Raw genomic sequence first — 16,785 nt, 5'->3', positions numbered from 1 at the left:
GGTATTAAAATCTGCCAACCAAACGAATGTTAGTTTGGCAACCTGTTTTTAACAATTTATGAAACTTCCCTGTTGATAAGGATTTATAGTAATAATCAATTATTTTTGACGCTTATTCGTAGCAACTGTAAAAAGCTAATACACTGAAAACTAGAAAAAAATGAAAATAGCAGTAGTTGGAACCGGTTATGTGGGTCTTGTAACTGGTACATGTTTTGCCGAGACCGGCAACACCGTATCATGCATAGATATTGATGAGAAAAAAGTCGATAGTCTAAAAAATGGTAAAATAACCATTTATGAACCAGGCCTTGAAGTAATTTTTGAACGTAACCTTTCTCAGGGTAGGCTTAGCTTTACCACCGATCTTAAAGAAGGTATTGAAGGAGCCAAAATAATTTTCCTGGCATTACCCACCCCTCCTGGAGAAGATGGTTCCGCCGACCTGCAGTATGTACTAAAAGTTGCCGAAGATCTTGGGCCTCTTTTAAATGAGTACGCTGTTATAGTAGATAAAAGTACTGTGCCAGTTGGCACCGCAGAAAAAGTAAAAGCCAAAGTTGCCGAGGGTGCAAAGGTTGACTTTGATGTTGTTTCAAATCCTGAGTTTTTGAGAGAAGGAGTTGCTGTCGATGATTTTATGAAGCCTGACCGTGTTGTAATAGGGACTACCTCTGAAAAAGCCAAAAAACTAATGGAAACACTGTATACTCCATTGGTAAGGCAGGGAAACCCGGTAATCTTCATGGATGAGAAATCTGCTGAACTTACAAAATATGCTGCTAACTCATTCTTAGCAACCAAGATCACCTTTATGAATGAAATTGCCAACATGTGCGAACTACTTGGAGCAGATGTCGATGCGGTAAGAAAAGGCGTAGGTACTGACAGCAGAATTGGTAAGAGGTTTTTATTTGCTGGTATCGGATATGGAGGAAGTTGTTTCCCAAAAGATGTTCAGGCCCTTGCTAAGTCCGCAGAACAGGTAAATTATGATTTCCGAATATTGAAATCGGTAATGGACGTTAACGAGGATCAAAAGACTAAACTCGTACCTCGTATTAAGGAATATTTCAATGGTGATCTAACCGGTAAAACAATTGCTATCTGGGGCCTTTCTTTTAAACCATATACTGATGACATCCGCGAAGCTCCTGCTCTTTATAATATAGAACAGCTTTTAGCGGCAGGAGCAGAAGTTAAGGCATATGACCCTGAAGCTATGGAAAATGTACGCAATCAAATTGGCGAAAAGATTACATTCTGTGATGATGCTTACTCAGCTGTTAACAATGCTGATGCATTACTCGTAGCAACAGAATGGCCAGTATTTAGAACTCCAGATTTCGACAAGCTATCAACATTATTGAAGAATAAAGTGATTTTTGATGGTAGAAATCTTTATACTCTGGAGGAAATGAAAGAACTTGGATTCACATATATAAGTATAGGTAGAGAGACAATCAATGGATAAGAAAGTAGTTTTAATAACAGGAGCCGCGGGATTCCTTGGCTCACACCTTTGTGACAGGTTTATCAGTGAAGGTTTTAAGGTTATCGGTATGGATAACCTTATCACCGGGAACCTTAAAAACATAGAACACCTTTTCAAACTAAAGGACTTCGAATTCTATCATCATGATGTTTCGAATTTTGTTCATGTTTCCGGACAACTGGATTATATCCTGCACTTTGCCTCCCCAGCCAGCCCTATCGATTATTTGAAAATCCCTATCCAAACTTTAAAGGTAGGGTCACTGGGTACTCACAATCTTCTGGGGTTAGCAAAAGCTAAAAATGCAAGGATGCTAATAGCTTCTACTTCTGAGGTATATGGGGATCCTTTAGTTCACCCTCAAACAGAAGAGTACTATGGCAATGTGAACCCTATTGGTCCCAGAGGAGTTTACGATGAGGCAAAACGCTTTCAAGAGGCCATGACTATGGCATATCACACTTATCATGGAGTAGAAACACGTATAGTTAGAATATTTAATACCTACGGCCCAAGAATGCGGCTGAATGATGGGCGTGTTTTGCCTGCATTTATAGGACAAGCACTCCGCGGAGAAGACCTGACCGTATTTGGTGAAGGTGCTCAGACCAGGTCATTCTGCTATGTAGATGACCTTGTTGAAGGCATCTATCGCTTACTTTTTAGTGATTATCCCTACCCGGTAAATATTGGTAATCCTGATGAAATCACTATTAAGGAGTTTGCTGAAGAAATAATCAAGCTAACTGGTACTGACCAGAAGATTACTTACAAACCACTTCCAAAAGATGACCCAATGCAACGCCAACCTAATATTGACAAAGCCAGGGAAATATTGAATTGGGAACCTAAAGTAAATAGAGCCGAAGGGTTAAAAATTACCTACGATTATTTCAAGACGTTAACCGATGAGGAATTGTACTCTAAGGAGCACAATACTTTTGATGAATACATCAAGAAATAATGGCACTTTCAAAATCTTTAGCGTTTTTAAAGGACATTAGATTCAACAATAACAAGGACTGGATGCAGGCTAACAAGCCTGCATATCAGACCGCACGTACAGAGTTTATAGACTTTGTGCATGAAGTCATTTTAAAAATGACACCCATAGACACTGGACTTCTCGGACTAGAACCCAAACAATGCATATTTAGGATTAATCGAGACATTAGGTTTAGCAAAGACAAAAGTCCTTATAAAACAAACTTTGGAATGTACCTTTCGGAAGGAGGTAAGAAATCGGGCAAAGCTGGATATTATCTGCATCTCGAGCCCGGCGATAATTCTTTTTTTGGGGGAGGTATGTATGCCCCTGAATCAGAGAATCTTGCCAAGATACGTCAGGAAATTGACTACAATGCTGCTGAACTTAAAAAGATTGTTGATCAAGATAGTTTCAAAAAGCTTTTTGGCACATTGCAGGGAGATACTCTAAAAAGAGCACCGAAAGGCTATCAGGAGGATCACCCTAATATTGACCTCCTTAGGTTGAAAAGTTTCGTTGTTCTTCACCAATTAAATGATCAGGAGATAGCCACGTGGTCAAATGCTGATAAATGCATCTCTGTTTTCGAGCAAATCAAGCCGTTAAATGATTATTTCAACGTAGCCATAAGTTAACTTTAAGACATTAACTAAAAAAAATGCCTGGAGCAGAACTCCAGGCATTTTCGTTAAAGATATAATATTACTGACAGGCAACATCCTCAAAAGAGGCATTCCAGCATAAATAATTACCTCCATTTACCCTGTAATGACCTACACCTGTTTCATGGCTCCACTCTATCTCTACACTGGCACCACCAGCACCAATAATATTGTAGTATCGGTTTAAGTCAACATCAGTTGTTTTTCCATACTCAATATATGAACCAAATCCAGCTGTCCCTGTTTCAATATTCTTGTATTTGATATAGGCAGCCTCTTCATTCTCTACTTCCCAATCTATTCTCAAATAAGGAGTGGGATTATCACCATCTTTATTAAGCTCCCAATAACCTGTACTTCCATTCGTTGCCATAATACCTGAATACCACAGCACATTTTGGAATCCGTTTTCTTCAGAAGCGTACATATTCCACTCTACCCCAGCCTCTGTAACCTCTCCGGTAAGCTCGAAACTGTAAGTCCTCCCAACTACTTTATGGTCAAAATTCCAGACCCATAAGCCTCGGTCAGAATCATAGCTGGCCCTTTGGGAAATGGCAGCTTTGAACGAAGCTACAGGTACTGCCATACCAACAGCCAACACCACATTCCATACACCAACATATGTAGCAGCAGTTTCCCAGTTAGTTGCCATTTCTCGTCCGCCGCTATTAGCACTGTTATCAAACTGAGAAAAATCCATTTCCATAGAACTGGCAGGAGGAAGCTCAGGTGGCGTTCCTGGATTGACTTCTTCATCAGAAGTACATGCTGCAAACATAAAAGTAAAAGCCAATAATAAGACTCCTAGTTGTTTTAACTTATTCATAATGATCGATTTTATTGTGATAAAATTCAAGAAGCAAATACCGTGCTCCTTATTTTCAGAAAATTTAACGGACCCTTGTTTGCCCTCAAAAAAGTTAAAATGAATCCTTCCTTAAGTTGATTTGGTAACCTCTAATATAAAACAGCCTTAATATTCCAAGTTGATACTATTTGAATAAATTACCTTCCTACTCGTTACACATCACCCCAATCGGTGATCCTGGTGGGGGCAGCACGAATTCAGTCTTTTCAAAACTTTCCGGCTCTTTTTCAAATCGAGCAATTTTTCTCAAAGCCAGTAGGTAATGTGCCTTCTGAGATTCGCCTATTGAGCCTTTTGAAATTTGCTCAAGCCAGGTTTTAAGCTGACTGATTTTAAGATAGCTAATTGCCTTTACCTGATCACTTGCATCCTTATTTACAGCCAAGGCCATTAAATGAACCAGAACCATATCATCAACAACACGCTGTATTTCACCATGATAACCCTTGGAATGAGAGGCCCTCCATGTAGCGTTAAGCACCTTATCGATGACCGAAGCAAATGAAGGCTGACTTTCTACCCTTGCATGGTATTCAATCAGGCGCTGAGCTCTGGAAGGGTTAAAAAGCAACCGTAAAGTTATATTGGCAGCGCTTTCTGCTGCACCTAACGGGTCAAACGTAACTGCTGTTCGCAAAACTATAACCTCCCTCCCTCTACTATAGCCTAACGGTCTGGGAGGGATCATTGCTAGTAATTTTTCAGTCAAAGCCAGATTCTCTGGCATGAGTGTTTCCATAAGTGCATCTAGGGCTTTATTTTGTATTTCCGGAGCGACCATTTCGGTTATTATTTGCCCATCTCCTCTTAAGGCGTACCTATAATTCAAACCGCCCACTAACTTCACTGCTGCCTCAGCCTGGTACCTGTGAAAGAAGTAAACCGGAACAAGCACTTCCTCCAGCTTCGAATAAGGCTCATTTAAACGGATATTATTTTCTCCAAAATTTTGAAGGGCAAGCTTGCGTACCTCAAGTACTCTTGTAAGTTCATCCGATGCATCCTTACCGTTATCCCATAAGTGAGCATAAGGGTGCGCTCCCCCGTCAGGCCTGGCATCTTTATCCGATAGGAAACTGAGCCCTTGCCGGAGTGCCTCCTGAATCACGCTATTAAGCTCCGCCTTTTCATTGGTACCATCCGAAAAGTCCTGATAACCATATTTTATGGCTACTTTATCCCAGGCACCTATTTTATCGTCGTATGCATAGTCTAAGGAGATTTTTCCATCTACAACTCGAGCAATCGGATGTGGGTAGTCCATAACAGAGGCTAAGTTCTCGCCACTGGATGCATAGCTATGTGCCAGCCCAATGTATGGCCTACTTCATGTGCAGCCAGCTGCCTAAGCCTGGCCAAAGCCATCTTTTCCATAGCTTCGGGCACCTTTACACCTTCTGCATATGGAGCAAGCAGCCCCTCAGCAATAAGAAAGTCCTGACGCACTCTTAATGATCCCAATAAAACATGCCCTTTAATGATCTCTCCGGTTCTTGGGTCTGTCACTGACGAGCCATAGGACCAGCCCCGCGTAGATCGATGTACCCAATTGATCACATTGTAACGGACATCCATGGGGTCAGCACCTTCAGGTAGCATTTCCACCTTAAAGGCATCTTTATACCCTGTTGCCTCAAATGCCTGGTTCCACCAACGTGCTCCATCCAGCAAGGCCGAGCGAATTGGCTCTGGAGTACCCCGATCAAGGTAATAGATAATCGGATCTATAGCTTCACTTATTTCAGCCTCTGGGTTTTTCTTTTCAAGACGATGGCGGGTTATAAACCGCCTTTCAATATTTTCACTTATAGGCACAGCATAATCATAGTAGGTTATATCAAAAAATCCAGCCCTTGGATCAAATACACGAGGCTTATACTTATTATCTGGCAGCTCTATAAACGAATGATGCTGACGCACGGTAACGCTTGAAGGTGTAGGGACAACACTCTTTATATAATTACCCGGAGAGGTTCCTGTAAAAGTAAGTGTAACCTCAAATTCAGAGTTCTTTGGAAAATTCTTGGTTCGCGACAAATAAAAAGCAGAACGTGATTTGTCTAACGTATAGCTTCCTTGTCCTGCATTCTTTAAGGTTCCACTCACGTCATGGGCATCACTAAGAAAAAAATCAGAAGCATCAATAAGCACCTTATCCTCCTCCTCAGTAATCAATTTAAAGCCCCACAAGACAGACTTCGCAAAAGCATCCTCAACAGCTTTTTGTTCATTAACATTATCACTGACTGCACGGTAAGTATAGTTTGGTTCAACGAGCAAAATTTTAGGACCCCTTCTCTCAAATTTCACTACACGGCTATGCCCCAACTGGTTGCGGTCTAAACCAATGTCATTGGAGCCTACACCTGCCGAAAGTGAGTTTACATATAGGAACTCCTGATCAAACTTATCCACCACCAGCAGTATTTTATCGGTTTTAAAATCATAATAGTACTCAAAATACCCCTCATATTTTTGCATACCGGCCGTTTTTCCGGCTATTCCTGAACCATATGAAGTAATTTTTCCTGATGATGTTGTGGAATTAGATGTTGCCGTGCATCCTATAAAAAGCATAGCAATACAGAGATAAAGCTTGTTCATTGTACAACAGTTAATGTTACTTAAAAGTATTAATATTTATAAATGCAAGCAATGGGTATTATACCTCTGGATATAGCTATTGATTATTATTACTATATTCCTATTAAAGTGGAGAGACATTAGAATTGATTTTATCCCAAAGAAAAAATCAATTTTTCTGTGACCTTTTTAAAAACTGCGGTTATATGTTCAAAACTATTGGAATTCGACACTTGAATACGGCCAAACATATGACCGAAGAAGAAATTGCCGAGGAGCAACAGATAATCGAGGCATCGAGAAAAAATCCTCGGATTTTCGGTAAAATATATGACCGGTATTATGAAGGGATATTTCACTTTGTATATCGAAGAACTGATGACGAACAGCTAACTGCTGACCTTTGTTCGCAAACTTTTTTAAAGGCACTACAGAATTTAAAAAAGTACGAATTCAGAGGATTACCCTTTTCAGCCTGGCTTTATCGCATCGCTAGTAACGAAGTGAATAAGTTTTTCAACAAAAAGAAGAAAAACAGGGTATTTAGCATTGAAGAAGAACGCGTACTTGAGCTTTTTGAAAACGATGAAAAAGAGTTCAGTCAGGAACAGATACAACTTTTGATCACCACCTTAAAAGAGCTCCCAACCGAGACCATGGAAGTATTGGAGTTAAGGTTTTTTGAAGAACGAAGTTTTAAGGAAATAGCATTTATATTGAATATTGGCGAAAGTGGTGCTAAAATGCGCCTTTACAGGGCTGTAGAAAAATTAAAAGAACACTTTAAAGTCAATTGGACCAAATAATGGGAAGACACGAGATCAGATTGCGTAGAAAAAAGATGACCTCTAGAAGGATCGAAAGCCACAAGGATTACTATGACCTTCTCAAAAGGCATGAACGCACGAGTGTTGGCAAAAAGTTGTTGAGAGTTGTTATCTACATTATCATTTTTATAGGCTTGATCATGTTGGGGTACTTTGCTTTACGCAAAATAGATCGCCCTCAAAATGATACTCCAAAAGGAGACGCCCAATCAAAAGCATATAAAACATCCCGGCCGGGTGTATTAATAAATGTTTCATTAAACACCAAAAATCATGGAAAAGCGTAAGAATCCTGAAAAGGACTTGAGAAAACAATCAGGACTTTTCTTTCATATCGGTCTGTTAGCCGCGATGATGCTGGCTGTAAGTGCCTTTGAATATAGAGCAGCAGAAGTCATTGAACCAATAGATATAGAGAGTGGAAATGCAATTGAAGACCCTATCATACCTATTACAGTTCATGAACCACCACCACCTAAACCCAAACCTGTATTGGCTAATCCGGTTGAAGCCGAGCCAGATGAAATTGAAGTCAAAACAGAAGTAACGTTTGATATTACGGAACTACCTGACCCAGAACCCATATTGGAAGAGCCTCCTGTGGAAAAAGCGGAAACTACCTTTACAATAGTTGAGGAAATGCCTGCTCCAGAAGGAGGGTTAGAAGCTCTATACAAATTCATCAATAAAAGACTCAAATATCCTGTACAGGCAAGAAGAATGGGAATAGAGGGCACGGTTTATATGAGCTTCATTGTGGATGAAAAAGGAAACATGGTAGATATTCAAATTGCCAAAGGAATAGGTGCAGGGTGTGACAAAGAAGTGCTAAGAATCTTTGAAAACCCTCCAAAATGGAACCCTGGTAAGCAACGAGGAATTCCTGTAAAGGTAAGACAAATCATCCCGGTAAAGTTTGTATTAAACTAACCAGAGCAATACATAAACTCTTAACTTATTATAGTTGGCTCTCCTTGAGGCCAACTTTTTTTGTTTTATTTTTTAAGTCAAAACATTCTTTTTCGATCAAATAAGAACATTTTAGTTGTTTGAGAATTTGTCTAAACGATTATGCAACTCATAAAAAAACAATATATATGAATATTCGAAACCTCGAATATTCATATTGCGTATACAATAATAAGTTGATACAAAAAGTAATTGAAAATGTCAATTACTGACCGTTTTGACTCATTGAGAAAACGAGAATTGCAATCAGTCATGGGTTGTGATGCATTTTCTCAGACATGTTATTTTTCTTCTCCCCTATCTGGTCAGGCACCCATGTTGACCAATAGCTAACAAGACAATAACTGAATTCAATGAGACCCCTTTTGGGAACTTGTGGTTTTTGGTGCCCTCTGTTGGCAATATTGAAGTTGATATCTCACCAATACCTTACCTAAAGGTCTGCCCTGCTCAATGACGAGCATAAACGGCTTATGCATTTTTTATTAACCTTAAATTTTTTAGCTATGAAAACATTAACAATTATTATCGGCCTTTTAATGATAATCGGCGCAGTGGGGGTTCTGGTTTTAAAAAAATCAGATATAAACTCCCAGTTCATCAGAAGTTGGAGGGCGAAAAATTCACTGATTTTAATCATCTTGGGCATCATGCTGATGTTTATTAATGGCCTTTTCTTTTATTCGGAGGCTGGTTATAGTTACCTTGTTCAATACCCTACAGGTAAGCAAATAGCAGAACTCCGGCCAGGATATCATTTAAAATGGTGGGGAGAGGTTGTACCTTGGAAAAAGGTGGTAACCGTGAAGTTTGTTTCAAATGAAGAGAAAGAACAGGACGGCCAACAGTATAGCGGCAATAGAGTAACTATACCCGTACGATTTAATGATGCAGTAAAAGCAGAATTGGCACTATCGGCAAGGTTCAGGCTTCCAGAAAACCCAGACTTATTCTTAAAAATGGCCTTAGAGTTCAGACATCAGGACAACCTGGTAAATGGTTCTTTGATACCTTCCTGTATGGAAATTGCAAAAAACTCTGCCCGTTTGATCTCAGCACAGGAGTATATAGCCGGACGTGGCGGTGAGCTGGAGAATGCTGTATTGGATCAATTGGCACATGGCATGTACATATTAGATGCCGAGGAAATGAAGCCTAATGGCACTGATTCAATAAAGTCTATCGACGACAGTAGAACCATAGAAAACCGAACATTAGTACGGTATAATGTTAAAAAGAGAACCAATAGTGACGGATCCATTATGCGAAAAAAGCACCCCATTGCAGAATATGGAATTGTTGTTTCGCAGGCAACCGTTGAAGATGTCAACCCCGAACAAAGGTTTAAAGAATTGCTCGGTAAGCAAAGGGATGCTGCTGCTCAGGCCTCTATAGAAAAAGAAAGAGCCAAGCAAGCAGAATATGAAAAGCAACGTATTATTGCAGAAGGTGAGGCTGCTAAAGCAAGCATTAAAGTAAATATGGAAAAAGAGCAAATAACTGCGCTCATAACCATGGAAACAGAAAAGAAGCGTGAGCAGGTAAATGTTGAAAAACATAAACTTGAACTGCAGTCGGCACGATTGAAAGCTCAGGAAGTAAAAGTACTTGCAGATGCTGAGGCTTACAAAAAGAAAAAGGTAATGCAGGCTGATGGAGCGCTTGAAATGAAGCTTCAGACTTTTGAAAGAGTACATTCAGCTTATGCACAAGCCATTGCAGGTACTCAACTGGTTCCAACAACTTATATAGGCGGTGGCGAGGGTAAAGGCACTCCGAACGCCATGGACTTTATAAACATTGCTACGGCGAATATGGCTAAAGATCTTGATGTGAAGATCAAACAAAAAAATTAGCCTGATGTCTTTTGGTTGGCTCATTATGAGCCAACTTTTTTATTTAATTGCTTTCCTGAACGAAAAGCTTGCTTCCCTACCCCCTCCAGAAATGGTAGTCTTCAACTGGTCACCATCATATACATAGTCAATTCTTTTAGGAAAATCATGAGCCTGATTTTCACAGACAAATCCATCATTACGCAATTCCACAATTTCAAAATATACAGGAGCCTCATTTTCGCTTACCTCTGCTACATAAAACAACCCTTTATCATTGACCACGATTTGAAGTTGCTCTAAAAATACCGTGTCCGCCCCCACCAACGTTACTCCCCAGCCATTCAGCCTGTCGGATACAAATTCCCAACGTTCATGAGCAACTTTGCCTGGTTTCATATTTTGTCTTTCCCACTTCCCTACCAACCAACTTAATTGACTTAGTTTTCCTGTATCTGACAACTGGCCATAGCCATATGCACAGGGCGTTAAAAGCAATAGCAAATAACAGAATGATTTCATAAACTTTTTTATTTGTTGCGATTCAAAACAGCAAAAAAATACTGCCTCCTTTTAAAATGGAATCTGTATTTAATAATATTGAAGATCATTTCTATTTTTCGCAAAACCTAGAACAACCATGAGAAAAACCATCGTAATTTTGTTTGTTTTTTCAGTGAATATGTTTGCCTGCAACAAGGCATCTGATACACTTAAAAGCAGAGAAGGATTAGGGGGGTTGCCAGAAACTGCCCAAACTGAGTCCTACCTGGACAACGCTGATATGGTAAAGGTTACGCTTAACTATCCCGATGGTAATATTTCGGCTGAAGGGGATTATCTGAAGGGTGAAAAAATTGGAAGCTGGACCGAATTTCATCCGAATGGTGTGGTTAAAACGATATCAGGGTACGTGAACGGGTTGAGACAGGGGGCCCATATTGAAATTGACAATGCTGGAAGGTTGCTAAAAATGGCCTACTATCATAATGACCAGCTCCATGGAGCATATAAAGAGTATAAGCTCGCACGGATCAAAGAGGAGCGCGTGTATGAAAACGGTAAGTTAAACGGTTTGGTAAAGGTCTATTACGATAATGGAAAACTTCTGGAAGAAAGCCCATATCTAAATGGCAAGCGGCATGGCTTAGCTAAATGGTATGATCAAGAAGGTAATGTGACCATCGAATACGAATATATTGATGGTGAGCTGGTGAAGAAATAGTACCTTACATCAAAGTCTAGCTATACACACATCGCCCCAAATAAGCCAAAATGACATATTTTGGAGTGATTTCCTCTTTTATATATGTCAACTTTTCATTCTTACAAAGATATCGGCAGATGGCATAAGAGTTGTAGATTTTACAGTAAATAATTAACCAATAACCAAAATTAAAAAAGGAGGTAATTATGACACTCATGAAAAGATCAAATGATTTGTTTCCCAGCCTTTTTGATGATTTTTTTGGAAGGGACTGGTTTAACGCTGGCGTAAGCGCGCAGCCCACAATGCCAGCTGTCAACTTAAAAGAAAAAGACGATAATTTTGAAGTTGAGCTAGCTGCCCCCGGCATGAACAAGAATGACTTCAAGATTGAGTTGGATAATAATTTATTAACCATTTCTTGTGAGAAAGAAGAAGCACATGAAGAAGGCGAAGGTCAGTACGCCCGAAGAGAGTTCAACTATAGGTCATTTCAACGATCATTTACTTTGCCTAATACAATAGAGAGTGATAAAATCAATGCTAAATACGTTGATGGAGTCCTAAAGTTAACTATCCCTAAAAAAGAGGAAGCAAAAAAAAGAACCTCAAGGCAAATTGCAATCTCTTAATGTAACTCACTGAAAGCCTTGCCCGTACAATGTTGGCAAGGCTTTTGATATTTTTTAAGCTACCGATACTATTCTCAACTATATCAGCCCCAAATACTAGAGACTGGTTCGGTCTTACTTACAATCTACAGTTGTTGATCTCAAACAACTATACACAATTAATAACTAATAGGAGAAAAGTATGAAAAAATTTAGTTCATTAATTTTAGCTGCAACTCTGGGTAGTGCACTAACTATGGGTTCAGTTTATGTTTTTAACATAGACAAAGAAAATAAGGTGTTAAAAATTGAACACGTAGAAGGTACCCCCGCAGTAAAAACGGCTTATTCCTTAAAGGAAGATGGCAAAGTGATCCCTCTCGATTTTACGGGAGCCGCAGAAAAAGTAATGCCAGCCGTAGTCCATATCAGATCTACACAAACAGGCAATTTCTCAGCTCAAAACAGACAACAGATACCTGAGCCATTTAGGGACTTCTTCGGCCCATTTCTTGATGAGCGAGGCGGAAGGCAGCACATACCAAGAATGGGCAGTGGAAGTGGAGTAATAATCAACACCAAGGGTTATATTGTAACCAACAACCATGTCATTGCCAATGCGGATGACCTTGAAGTTACTTTAAATGACAACCGTAGTTACAAAGCCAAAATAATAGGTACAGACCCAACTACAGATATTGCCCTTATAAAAATTGATGCGGAAGAACTAAGTAGTCTTTCATTTGTAAATTCAGATGATGTTCGCGTAGGGGAATGGGTATTGGCTGTCGGTAACCCATTTAATCTTAATTCTACAGTAACGGCGGGCATAGTAAGTGCTAAAGGACGTAGCATAGGTATAATAGGCGATAACAATACTCAGGATAGCGTAAATAGTGCCATTGAAGCATTTATACAAACAGATGCTGCTGTTAACCCAGGTAACAGCGGTGGTGCCCTGGTTGACCTAAACGGCAATTTAATTGGAATCAATACGGCAATTGCCAGCCCTACAGGATCCTACTCAGGATATTCCTTTGCAGTTCCTTCAAACATTGTTAGTAAAGTAGTAGAAGACCTTATGGCCTACGGCACTGTACAAAGGGGATGGCTAGGAGTACAAATCAGAAACATTAATAGCCAATTCGTCAGGGAACAAAACCTTAGTGTAATTTCAGGTGCCTACATTGACAGAATTGACCCGAAGAGTGGCGCTAGAGAAGCTGGTATTAAAGAAGGTGATGTCATCGTAGACATAGACGGTAGAACTATAAATAATACAGCTCAGCTAATAGGTTACATTGGTAGCAAAAGGCCTGGAGACAAGATAAACGTAACTGTCAACCGAAGTGGAAAAGAAGTTTCATATGGTGTAACACTAAAAAACAGGGATGGAAATACTGAGATAGTTAAGAAAGAACGTAAAGAAATTCTAACCACACTAGGTGCGGAGCTTGAGGATATTGACAAAGCAACTCTGAGAAAACTAGAGATCAGCTCTGGTGTAAGGGTTAAATCCCTTACTCCTGGCAAAATAAGAAAGTCAACAGATATGAAACCGGGTTTTATTATTACCAAAATCGACGGACAATCTGTTAAATCAAAAGAAGAGGTGGTGAAAATTCTTGAAAAAAAGGAAGGAGGCATCCTTATTGAAGGAGTTTATGAAAATATTCCTGGTAAATATTACTATGGTTTGGGGTTATCCTAAAGGTTAAGCAAAAATAACGTCCATATTATTTGGGCGTTATTTTTTAAATTATGGCATCTATAGTTTTAAAAATTACGTATACTTATAGTACTAAAGAAAAAGATCTTTAATTTAATTTAATTTAAGTTTTGTATTGCCTATGAAAAGACTTTTTAAGAAAGGAGAGCGGGTAAGAAACAGTGGAGATGGGAAAGTGATGGAAGTCTTAAAGTACATCAAAAACAAAGGCTCTTACTTAGTAGAGTGCGCTTGGTTTGACTTGGAGAAGAAAGAAATCAGGACGTACAAATTAAAACAGGATAACCTTTTAAAAGCGAGTTAAATAGATCCCTCCTTTTGGAGGGATTTTTAAATGCAAACCTTCTGAGTATTATGCTTAACACCCAGAAAGCTCTCATTAATTATTTTCTGCATCTGTTTTTCTATAGTTAAAACAGCTTCACTACTTTTTATTGAAGTCCGTTTCTCTTTCAAGAACGTCAATAAACTCCTGAATTCTCAATTTTTCGATTTCATCAACAGAGACCCCACTGCTCACACTGAGGTAACTTCTAAATATATGACTGAAATAAAGTGGAGACTTACTATTTTTAAAGGTGGATTTGCCAACTGTAACTGTTGCAACAGTGGTGTGACAGCCCATACAGTTGAACACCTGTGAAGCATCCATAGTATGGATCTGAGAAACACCAAAAGTCTGCGCAAAAGTCTCCATGGTAATATTAAATGCTGCCAATGAGCCTCGTGCACTAGAGGTGCTATCAGCACTACCAATTGAACCCCCAGCTTTGATCATTAGTTCTACCTGTTGATCATGAGTGAGCCCATCAGTATTTATCCATACCGAGCCATTGTAGAAGTAGTTTTTCCAAACATCAGAAAGACTTTCGGAAACACATTCGTTCAACCTCACAATATTATTATAATTGCTTAGGTTAGTGGCACTATCCTGACTTGTATGAGGCATTATAGCATTTTCTGCCGTTCTGGGAATGCCATATTGGAACACTGTAAAAACATTCTCTGCTGCTGATGAGGTAGACTTTGTATATGTAATATTTTTTATAGTAGCTGTATCTCCCTTAGCAAAAAACATTAAATTCTCATTTGACGTAACAGGAACATCCTGATCAGTTGTTGAAGCCCAATCATAGCGACCAGCCAAGCTATTATGTTCAAAAGTTGCCCAAATAAATTCCGGGTGGTTTTTCACCACACCCACTACATGCACACCCAAAAGAGCTACAGTTGCGGTGTCTTGCAAAGGTGTTATATAAGCTTTGGTAAGATAATAGTCAGACTGTTGACCTGAAGGTATGGTACTTGCCTGTACCCATGATGTTTTAACCTCCAATGCCCCAACAGGAAATGTCGCTGTATTGCTTACTTTAGAGGTGTCGTTTAAAATTACAGATTTCATGGAGTCAGCCACCTCTAAAAGGATATTGTTAGCGTATATCCCATAATAGACGGTATCTGTCTGTCCATTAAAGCTCTCGTTGGATATTAATACTCCATCACTTCCCGCCTGGCCCACATCTGTTAAAACAAGCGCTACACCCTCTATAGGCTCAATAGGAAGCAGTTCATTTGTAACCAATGTTAAAGAGTCTTCAAATAAGGTCTTCCCATTGTCCATTGGCTTAGTCAGCCAAAGAAATTTTTGCCATGACCACTCATGAAAAATCGAATTTGTGGTACTTGTCGTATCGAAAGGACTGCCATTACCCTCCATTGGCGGAGGAGTCTGCGAATGAGGGAACCATGCAGGATTACAATTACTTTCTACATCTTCCACGATGGCATAAGTATCTCCTCTTCCTGCCTCATCATTTATAGGTTCCTTACTTTTTTTACAGGAATACAAACAGCTTGTAAAAGTAATGGTAAGAATAAGTAAGGTTAAGTGGTAACTAAACTTTGTTTTCATACTTAAAAATAGGGTTTTGTGTAAGCATGAAATTGCAGCTTTGACCTGTCTTATGTCGAAACGAAAAAGAGGTCTTATACTCCAATTTCATTAAAATGAATTTTTAACTACCTGAATCATGCGCCCAAACTCTAGAAATAGGGCGGCCAACTTCACCATATAGCCCCTTCAAGGTATAAAGAGAGACGGGTATTTTTATTGTTAATAAAACCACATCATACTCCGAAGAAATTTTCCCTTACTAGAAAAAGAATTAATTGTCCGGGTAATTGATCGGGTCCTTAATTAGCATCAAGCTAATTGTCTTTCTATAGTATTTGAGCCTTTCAACTTGCCCTTTTAATGAATAGTACATCAGCATAAACTCTCGCTCATGATCCGTGAGAAAATCAGCTTCCTTCATAATATCTGAAAGCCCTTTTTCATACATTAGATTGGCGAACTCCAGATGATGTTGCTCATAATTTTCAACAAGATCTGACGTTTCATCAATAAGAACATCTAAGCCCTTTAATAGTCGGTTGTACCTTTTTCGGGATTCGGCCCAGGAAATGCTCATATCAATGATTTTAAGTTGTTAAATGCAGATTCTTTTTATTAATGGTGCTGTTTAATATCGGAAGTAAACATACCTTATAAAGTACCTGGCAACTCATTAAGCTCCTGCTATTATTGAGGCAATATTTTGTTGAAGAAATATACATATGCTCGATTAGGACATGAAATGCTAGTTTAGTTTCATATTAAGCTTGACAAGCTATACTATTGAACAATAATAGTTCGATTATTATGCACAAAACAGTTTAAGACTCCTCTAATAGTACACCTGTAAGAACTCTTACACCTATAAATAAAATACTATAAATTTCAGTCCAAAATCAGCTGTTAGCTATTTTTCGATCATAAAATCTTTGTAACACCCAGATTTAATTAAAGATTTAACCACCAAAATATTCATATATTATCAAAAGCTTACCTATAAATACATCCATCACGAATAGGGGCTTCTAAAAATTATCCAGTTTGTTGGTGACTTACTCTGGAAAAAATCAAATATTGATATGGCCCTGCCTTATGTATCCGAGACATAGGATCA

At 39.0% G+C, this 16,785-nt stretch carries 17 protein-coding genes; 11 read left to right on the top strand and 6 right to left on the bottom strand.

Going from position 1 to position 16,785, the window contains the following annotated elements:
- Window positions 1–160: 160 nt before the first annotated feature.
- Genes JMN32_RS08075 through JMN32_RS08065 form a run of 3 tightly spaced genes read left to right on the top strand, consistent with a single transcriptional unit; the run spans window position 161 to window position 3,118 of the window.
- Entirely contained in the window at window positions 161–1,474 is a 1,314-nt protein-coding gene (locus tag JMN32_RS08075) for a UDP-glucose dehydrogenase family protein (RefSeq protein ID WP_202855800.1), read from the top strand.
- Window positions 1,467–2,459 carry a UDP-glucuronic acid decarboxylase family protein gene (locus JMN32_RS08070; RefSeq protein ID WP_202855799.1) on the top strand — a complete coding sequence of 331 codons (993 nt, stop codon included), beginning with the start codon at window positions 1,467–1,469 and terminating at the stop codon, window positions 2,457–2,459. Before JMN32_RS08075 ends, JMN32_RS08070 begins: the two co-directional genes overlap by 8 nt.
- Window positions 2,459–3,118 (top strand): DUF2461 domain-containing protein, encoded by a 660-nt coding sequence (locus JMN32_RS08065; protein WP_202855798.1) that lies wholly within the window; start codon window positions 2,459–2,461, stop codon window positions 3,116–3,118. Before JMN32_RS08070 ends, JMN32_RS08065 begins: the two co-directional genes overlap by 1 nt.
- 67 nt (window positions 3,119–3,185) lie before the next feature.
- On the opposite strand, the gene JMN32_RS08060 is transcribed toward JMN32_RS08065, so the two are convergent.
- The 3 genes from JMN32_RS08060 to JMN32_RS08050 all read right to left on the bottom strand — a co-directional run bounded on the left by JMN32_RS08060 (window position 3,186) and on the right by JMN32_RS08050 (window position 6,620).
- Window positions 3,186–3,974 carry a hypothetical protein gene (locus tag JMN32_RS08060; RefSeq protein ID WP_202855797.1) on the bottom strand — a complete coding sequence of 263 codons (789 nt, stop codon included), beginning with the start codon at window positions 3,972–3,974 and terminating at the stop codon, window positions 3,186–3,188.
- A 187-nt stretch (window positions 3,975–4,161) separates the two neighbouring features.
- The gene (locus tag JMN32_RS08055; RefSeq protein WP_202855796.1) at window positions 4,162–5,280 is read right to left on the bottom strand and encodes a zinc-dependent metalloprotease; all 1,119 of its coding nucleotides are present in this window, start codon (window positions 5,278–5,280) and stop codon (window positions 4,162–4,164) included.
- Between the two features lie 8 nt (window positions 5,281–5,288).
- Complete coding sequence (locus tag JMN32_RS08050) at window positions 5,289–6,620, bottom strand: DUF5117 domain-containing protein (RefSeq protein ID WP_202855795.1); 1,332 nt, start codon at window positions 6,618–6,620, stop codon at window positions 5,289–5,291.
- Window positions 6,621–6,805: 185 nt separating this feature from the next.
- Between JMN32_RS08050 and JMN32_RS08045 the strand changes: the two genes are divergently transcribed.
- The 4 genes from JMN32_RS08045 to JMN32_RS08030 all read left to right on the top strand — a co-directional run bounded on the left by JMN32_RS08045 (window position 6,806) and on the right by JMN32_RS08030 (window position 10,251).
- Window positions 6,806–7,405: an RNA polymerase sigma factor gene (locus tag JMN32_RS08045; protein ID WP_202855794.1), complete on the top strand. Its 600-nt coding sequence runs from the start codon at window positions 6,806–6,808 to the stop codon at window positions 7,403–7,405.
- Complete coding sequence (locus JMN32_RS08040; RefSeq protein ID WP_202855793.1) at window positions 7,405–7,713, top strand: hypothetical protein; 309 nt, start codon at window positions 7,405–7,407, stop codon at window positions 7,711–7,713. The genes JMN32_RS08045 and JMN32_RS08040 overlap by 1 nt, the downstream gene beginning before the upstream one ends.
- Entirely contained in the window at window positions 7,700–8,356 is a 657-nt protein-coding gene (locus tag JMN32_RS08035; RefSeq protein ID WP_202855792.1) for an energy transducer TonB, read from the top strand. Before JMN32_RS08040 ends, JMN32_RS08035 begins: the two co-directional genes overlap by 14 nt.
- Window positions 8,357–8,901: 545 nt before the next feature.
- Entirely contained in the window at window positions 8,902–10,251 is a 1,350-nt protein-coding gene (locus tag JMN32_RS08030; RefSeq protein ID WP_238354382.1) for an SPFH domain-containing protein, read from the top strand.
- A gap of 39 nt (window positions 10,252–10,290) precedes the next feature.
- Here the strand turns inward: JMN32_RS08030 and JMN32_RS08025 are convergent, their stop codons facing one another.
- Window positions 10,291–10,752 carry a DUF6265 family protein gene (locus JMN32_RS08025; RefSeq protein ID WP_202855791.1) on the bottom strand — a complete coding sequence of 154 codons (462 nt, stop codon included), beginning with the start codon at window positions 10,750–10,752 and terminating at the stop codon, window positions 10,291–10,293.
- A 118-nt stretch (window positions 10,753–10,870) separates the two neighbouring features.
- On the opposite strand from JMN32_RS08025, the gene JMN32_RS08020 reads away from it, so the two are divergent.
- The 4 genes from JMN32_RS08020 to JMN32_RS08005 all read left to right on the top strand — a co-directional run bounded on the left by JMN32_RS08020 (window position 10,871) and on the right by JMN32_RS08005 (window position 14,081).
- Entirely contained in the window at window positions 10,871–11,455 is a 585-nt protein-coding gene (locus JMN32_RS08020) for a toxin-antitoxin system YwqK family antitoxin (RefSeq protein WP_202855790.1), read from the top strand.
- Window positions 11,456–11,652: 197 nt separating this feature from the next.
- A complete protein-coding gene (locus tag JMN32_RS08015) occupies window positions 11,653–12,069 on the top strand; it encodes an Hsp20/alpha crystallin family protein (RefSeq protein WP_317191768.1) in 417 nt (138 codons plus the stop codon).
- 181 nt (window positions 12,070–12,250) lie between these two features.
- Window positions 12,251–13,759: a Do family serine endopeptidase gene (locus JMN32_RS08010; protein ID WP_202855788.1), complete on the top strand. Its 1,509-nt coding sequence runs from the start codon at window positions 12,251–12,253 to the stop codon at window positions 13,757–13,759.
- A gap of 139 nt (window positions 13,760–13,898) precedes the next feature.
- Window positions 13,899–14,081, top strand: a complete 183-nt coding sequence (locus JMN32_RS08005; protein WP_202855787.1) for a hypothetical protein — start codon at window positions 13,899–13,901, stop codon at window positions 14,079–14,081.
- Between the two features lie 120 nt (window positions 14,082–14,201).
- Here JMN32_RS08005 and JMN32_RS08000 read toward each other — a convergent pair whose 3' ends face one another.
- Both JMN32_RS08000 and JMN32_RS07995 read right to left on the bottom strand, forming a co-directional pair.
- Complete coding sequence (locus JMN32_RS08000; protein WP_202855786.1) at window positions 14,202–15,689, bottom strand: hypothetical protein; 1,488 nt, start codon at window positions 15,687–15,689, stop codon at window positions 14,202–14,204.
- Between the two features lie 253 nt (window positions 15,690–15,942).
- Complete coding sequence (locus tag JMN32_RS07995; RefSeq protein WP_202855785.1) at window positions 15,943–16,248, bottom strand: hypothetical protein; 306 nt, start codon at window positions 16,246–16,248, stop codon at window positions 15,943–15,945.
- Between the last annotated feature and the right edge of the window lie 537 nt (window positions 16,249–16,785).

It is taken from the genome of Fulvivirga marina (genome assembly GCF_016775155.1).
In the GTDB taxonomy this organism is placed as follows: Bacteria; Bacteroidota; Bacteroidia; order Cytophagales; family Cyclobacteriaceae; genus Fulvivirga; species Fulvivirga marina.
This window is presented reverse-complemented; position numbering and strand designations above follow the sequence as displayed.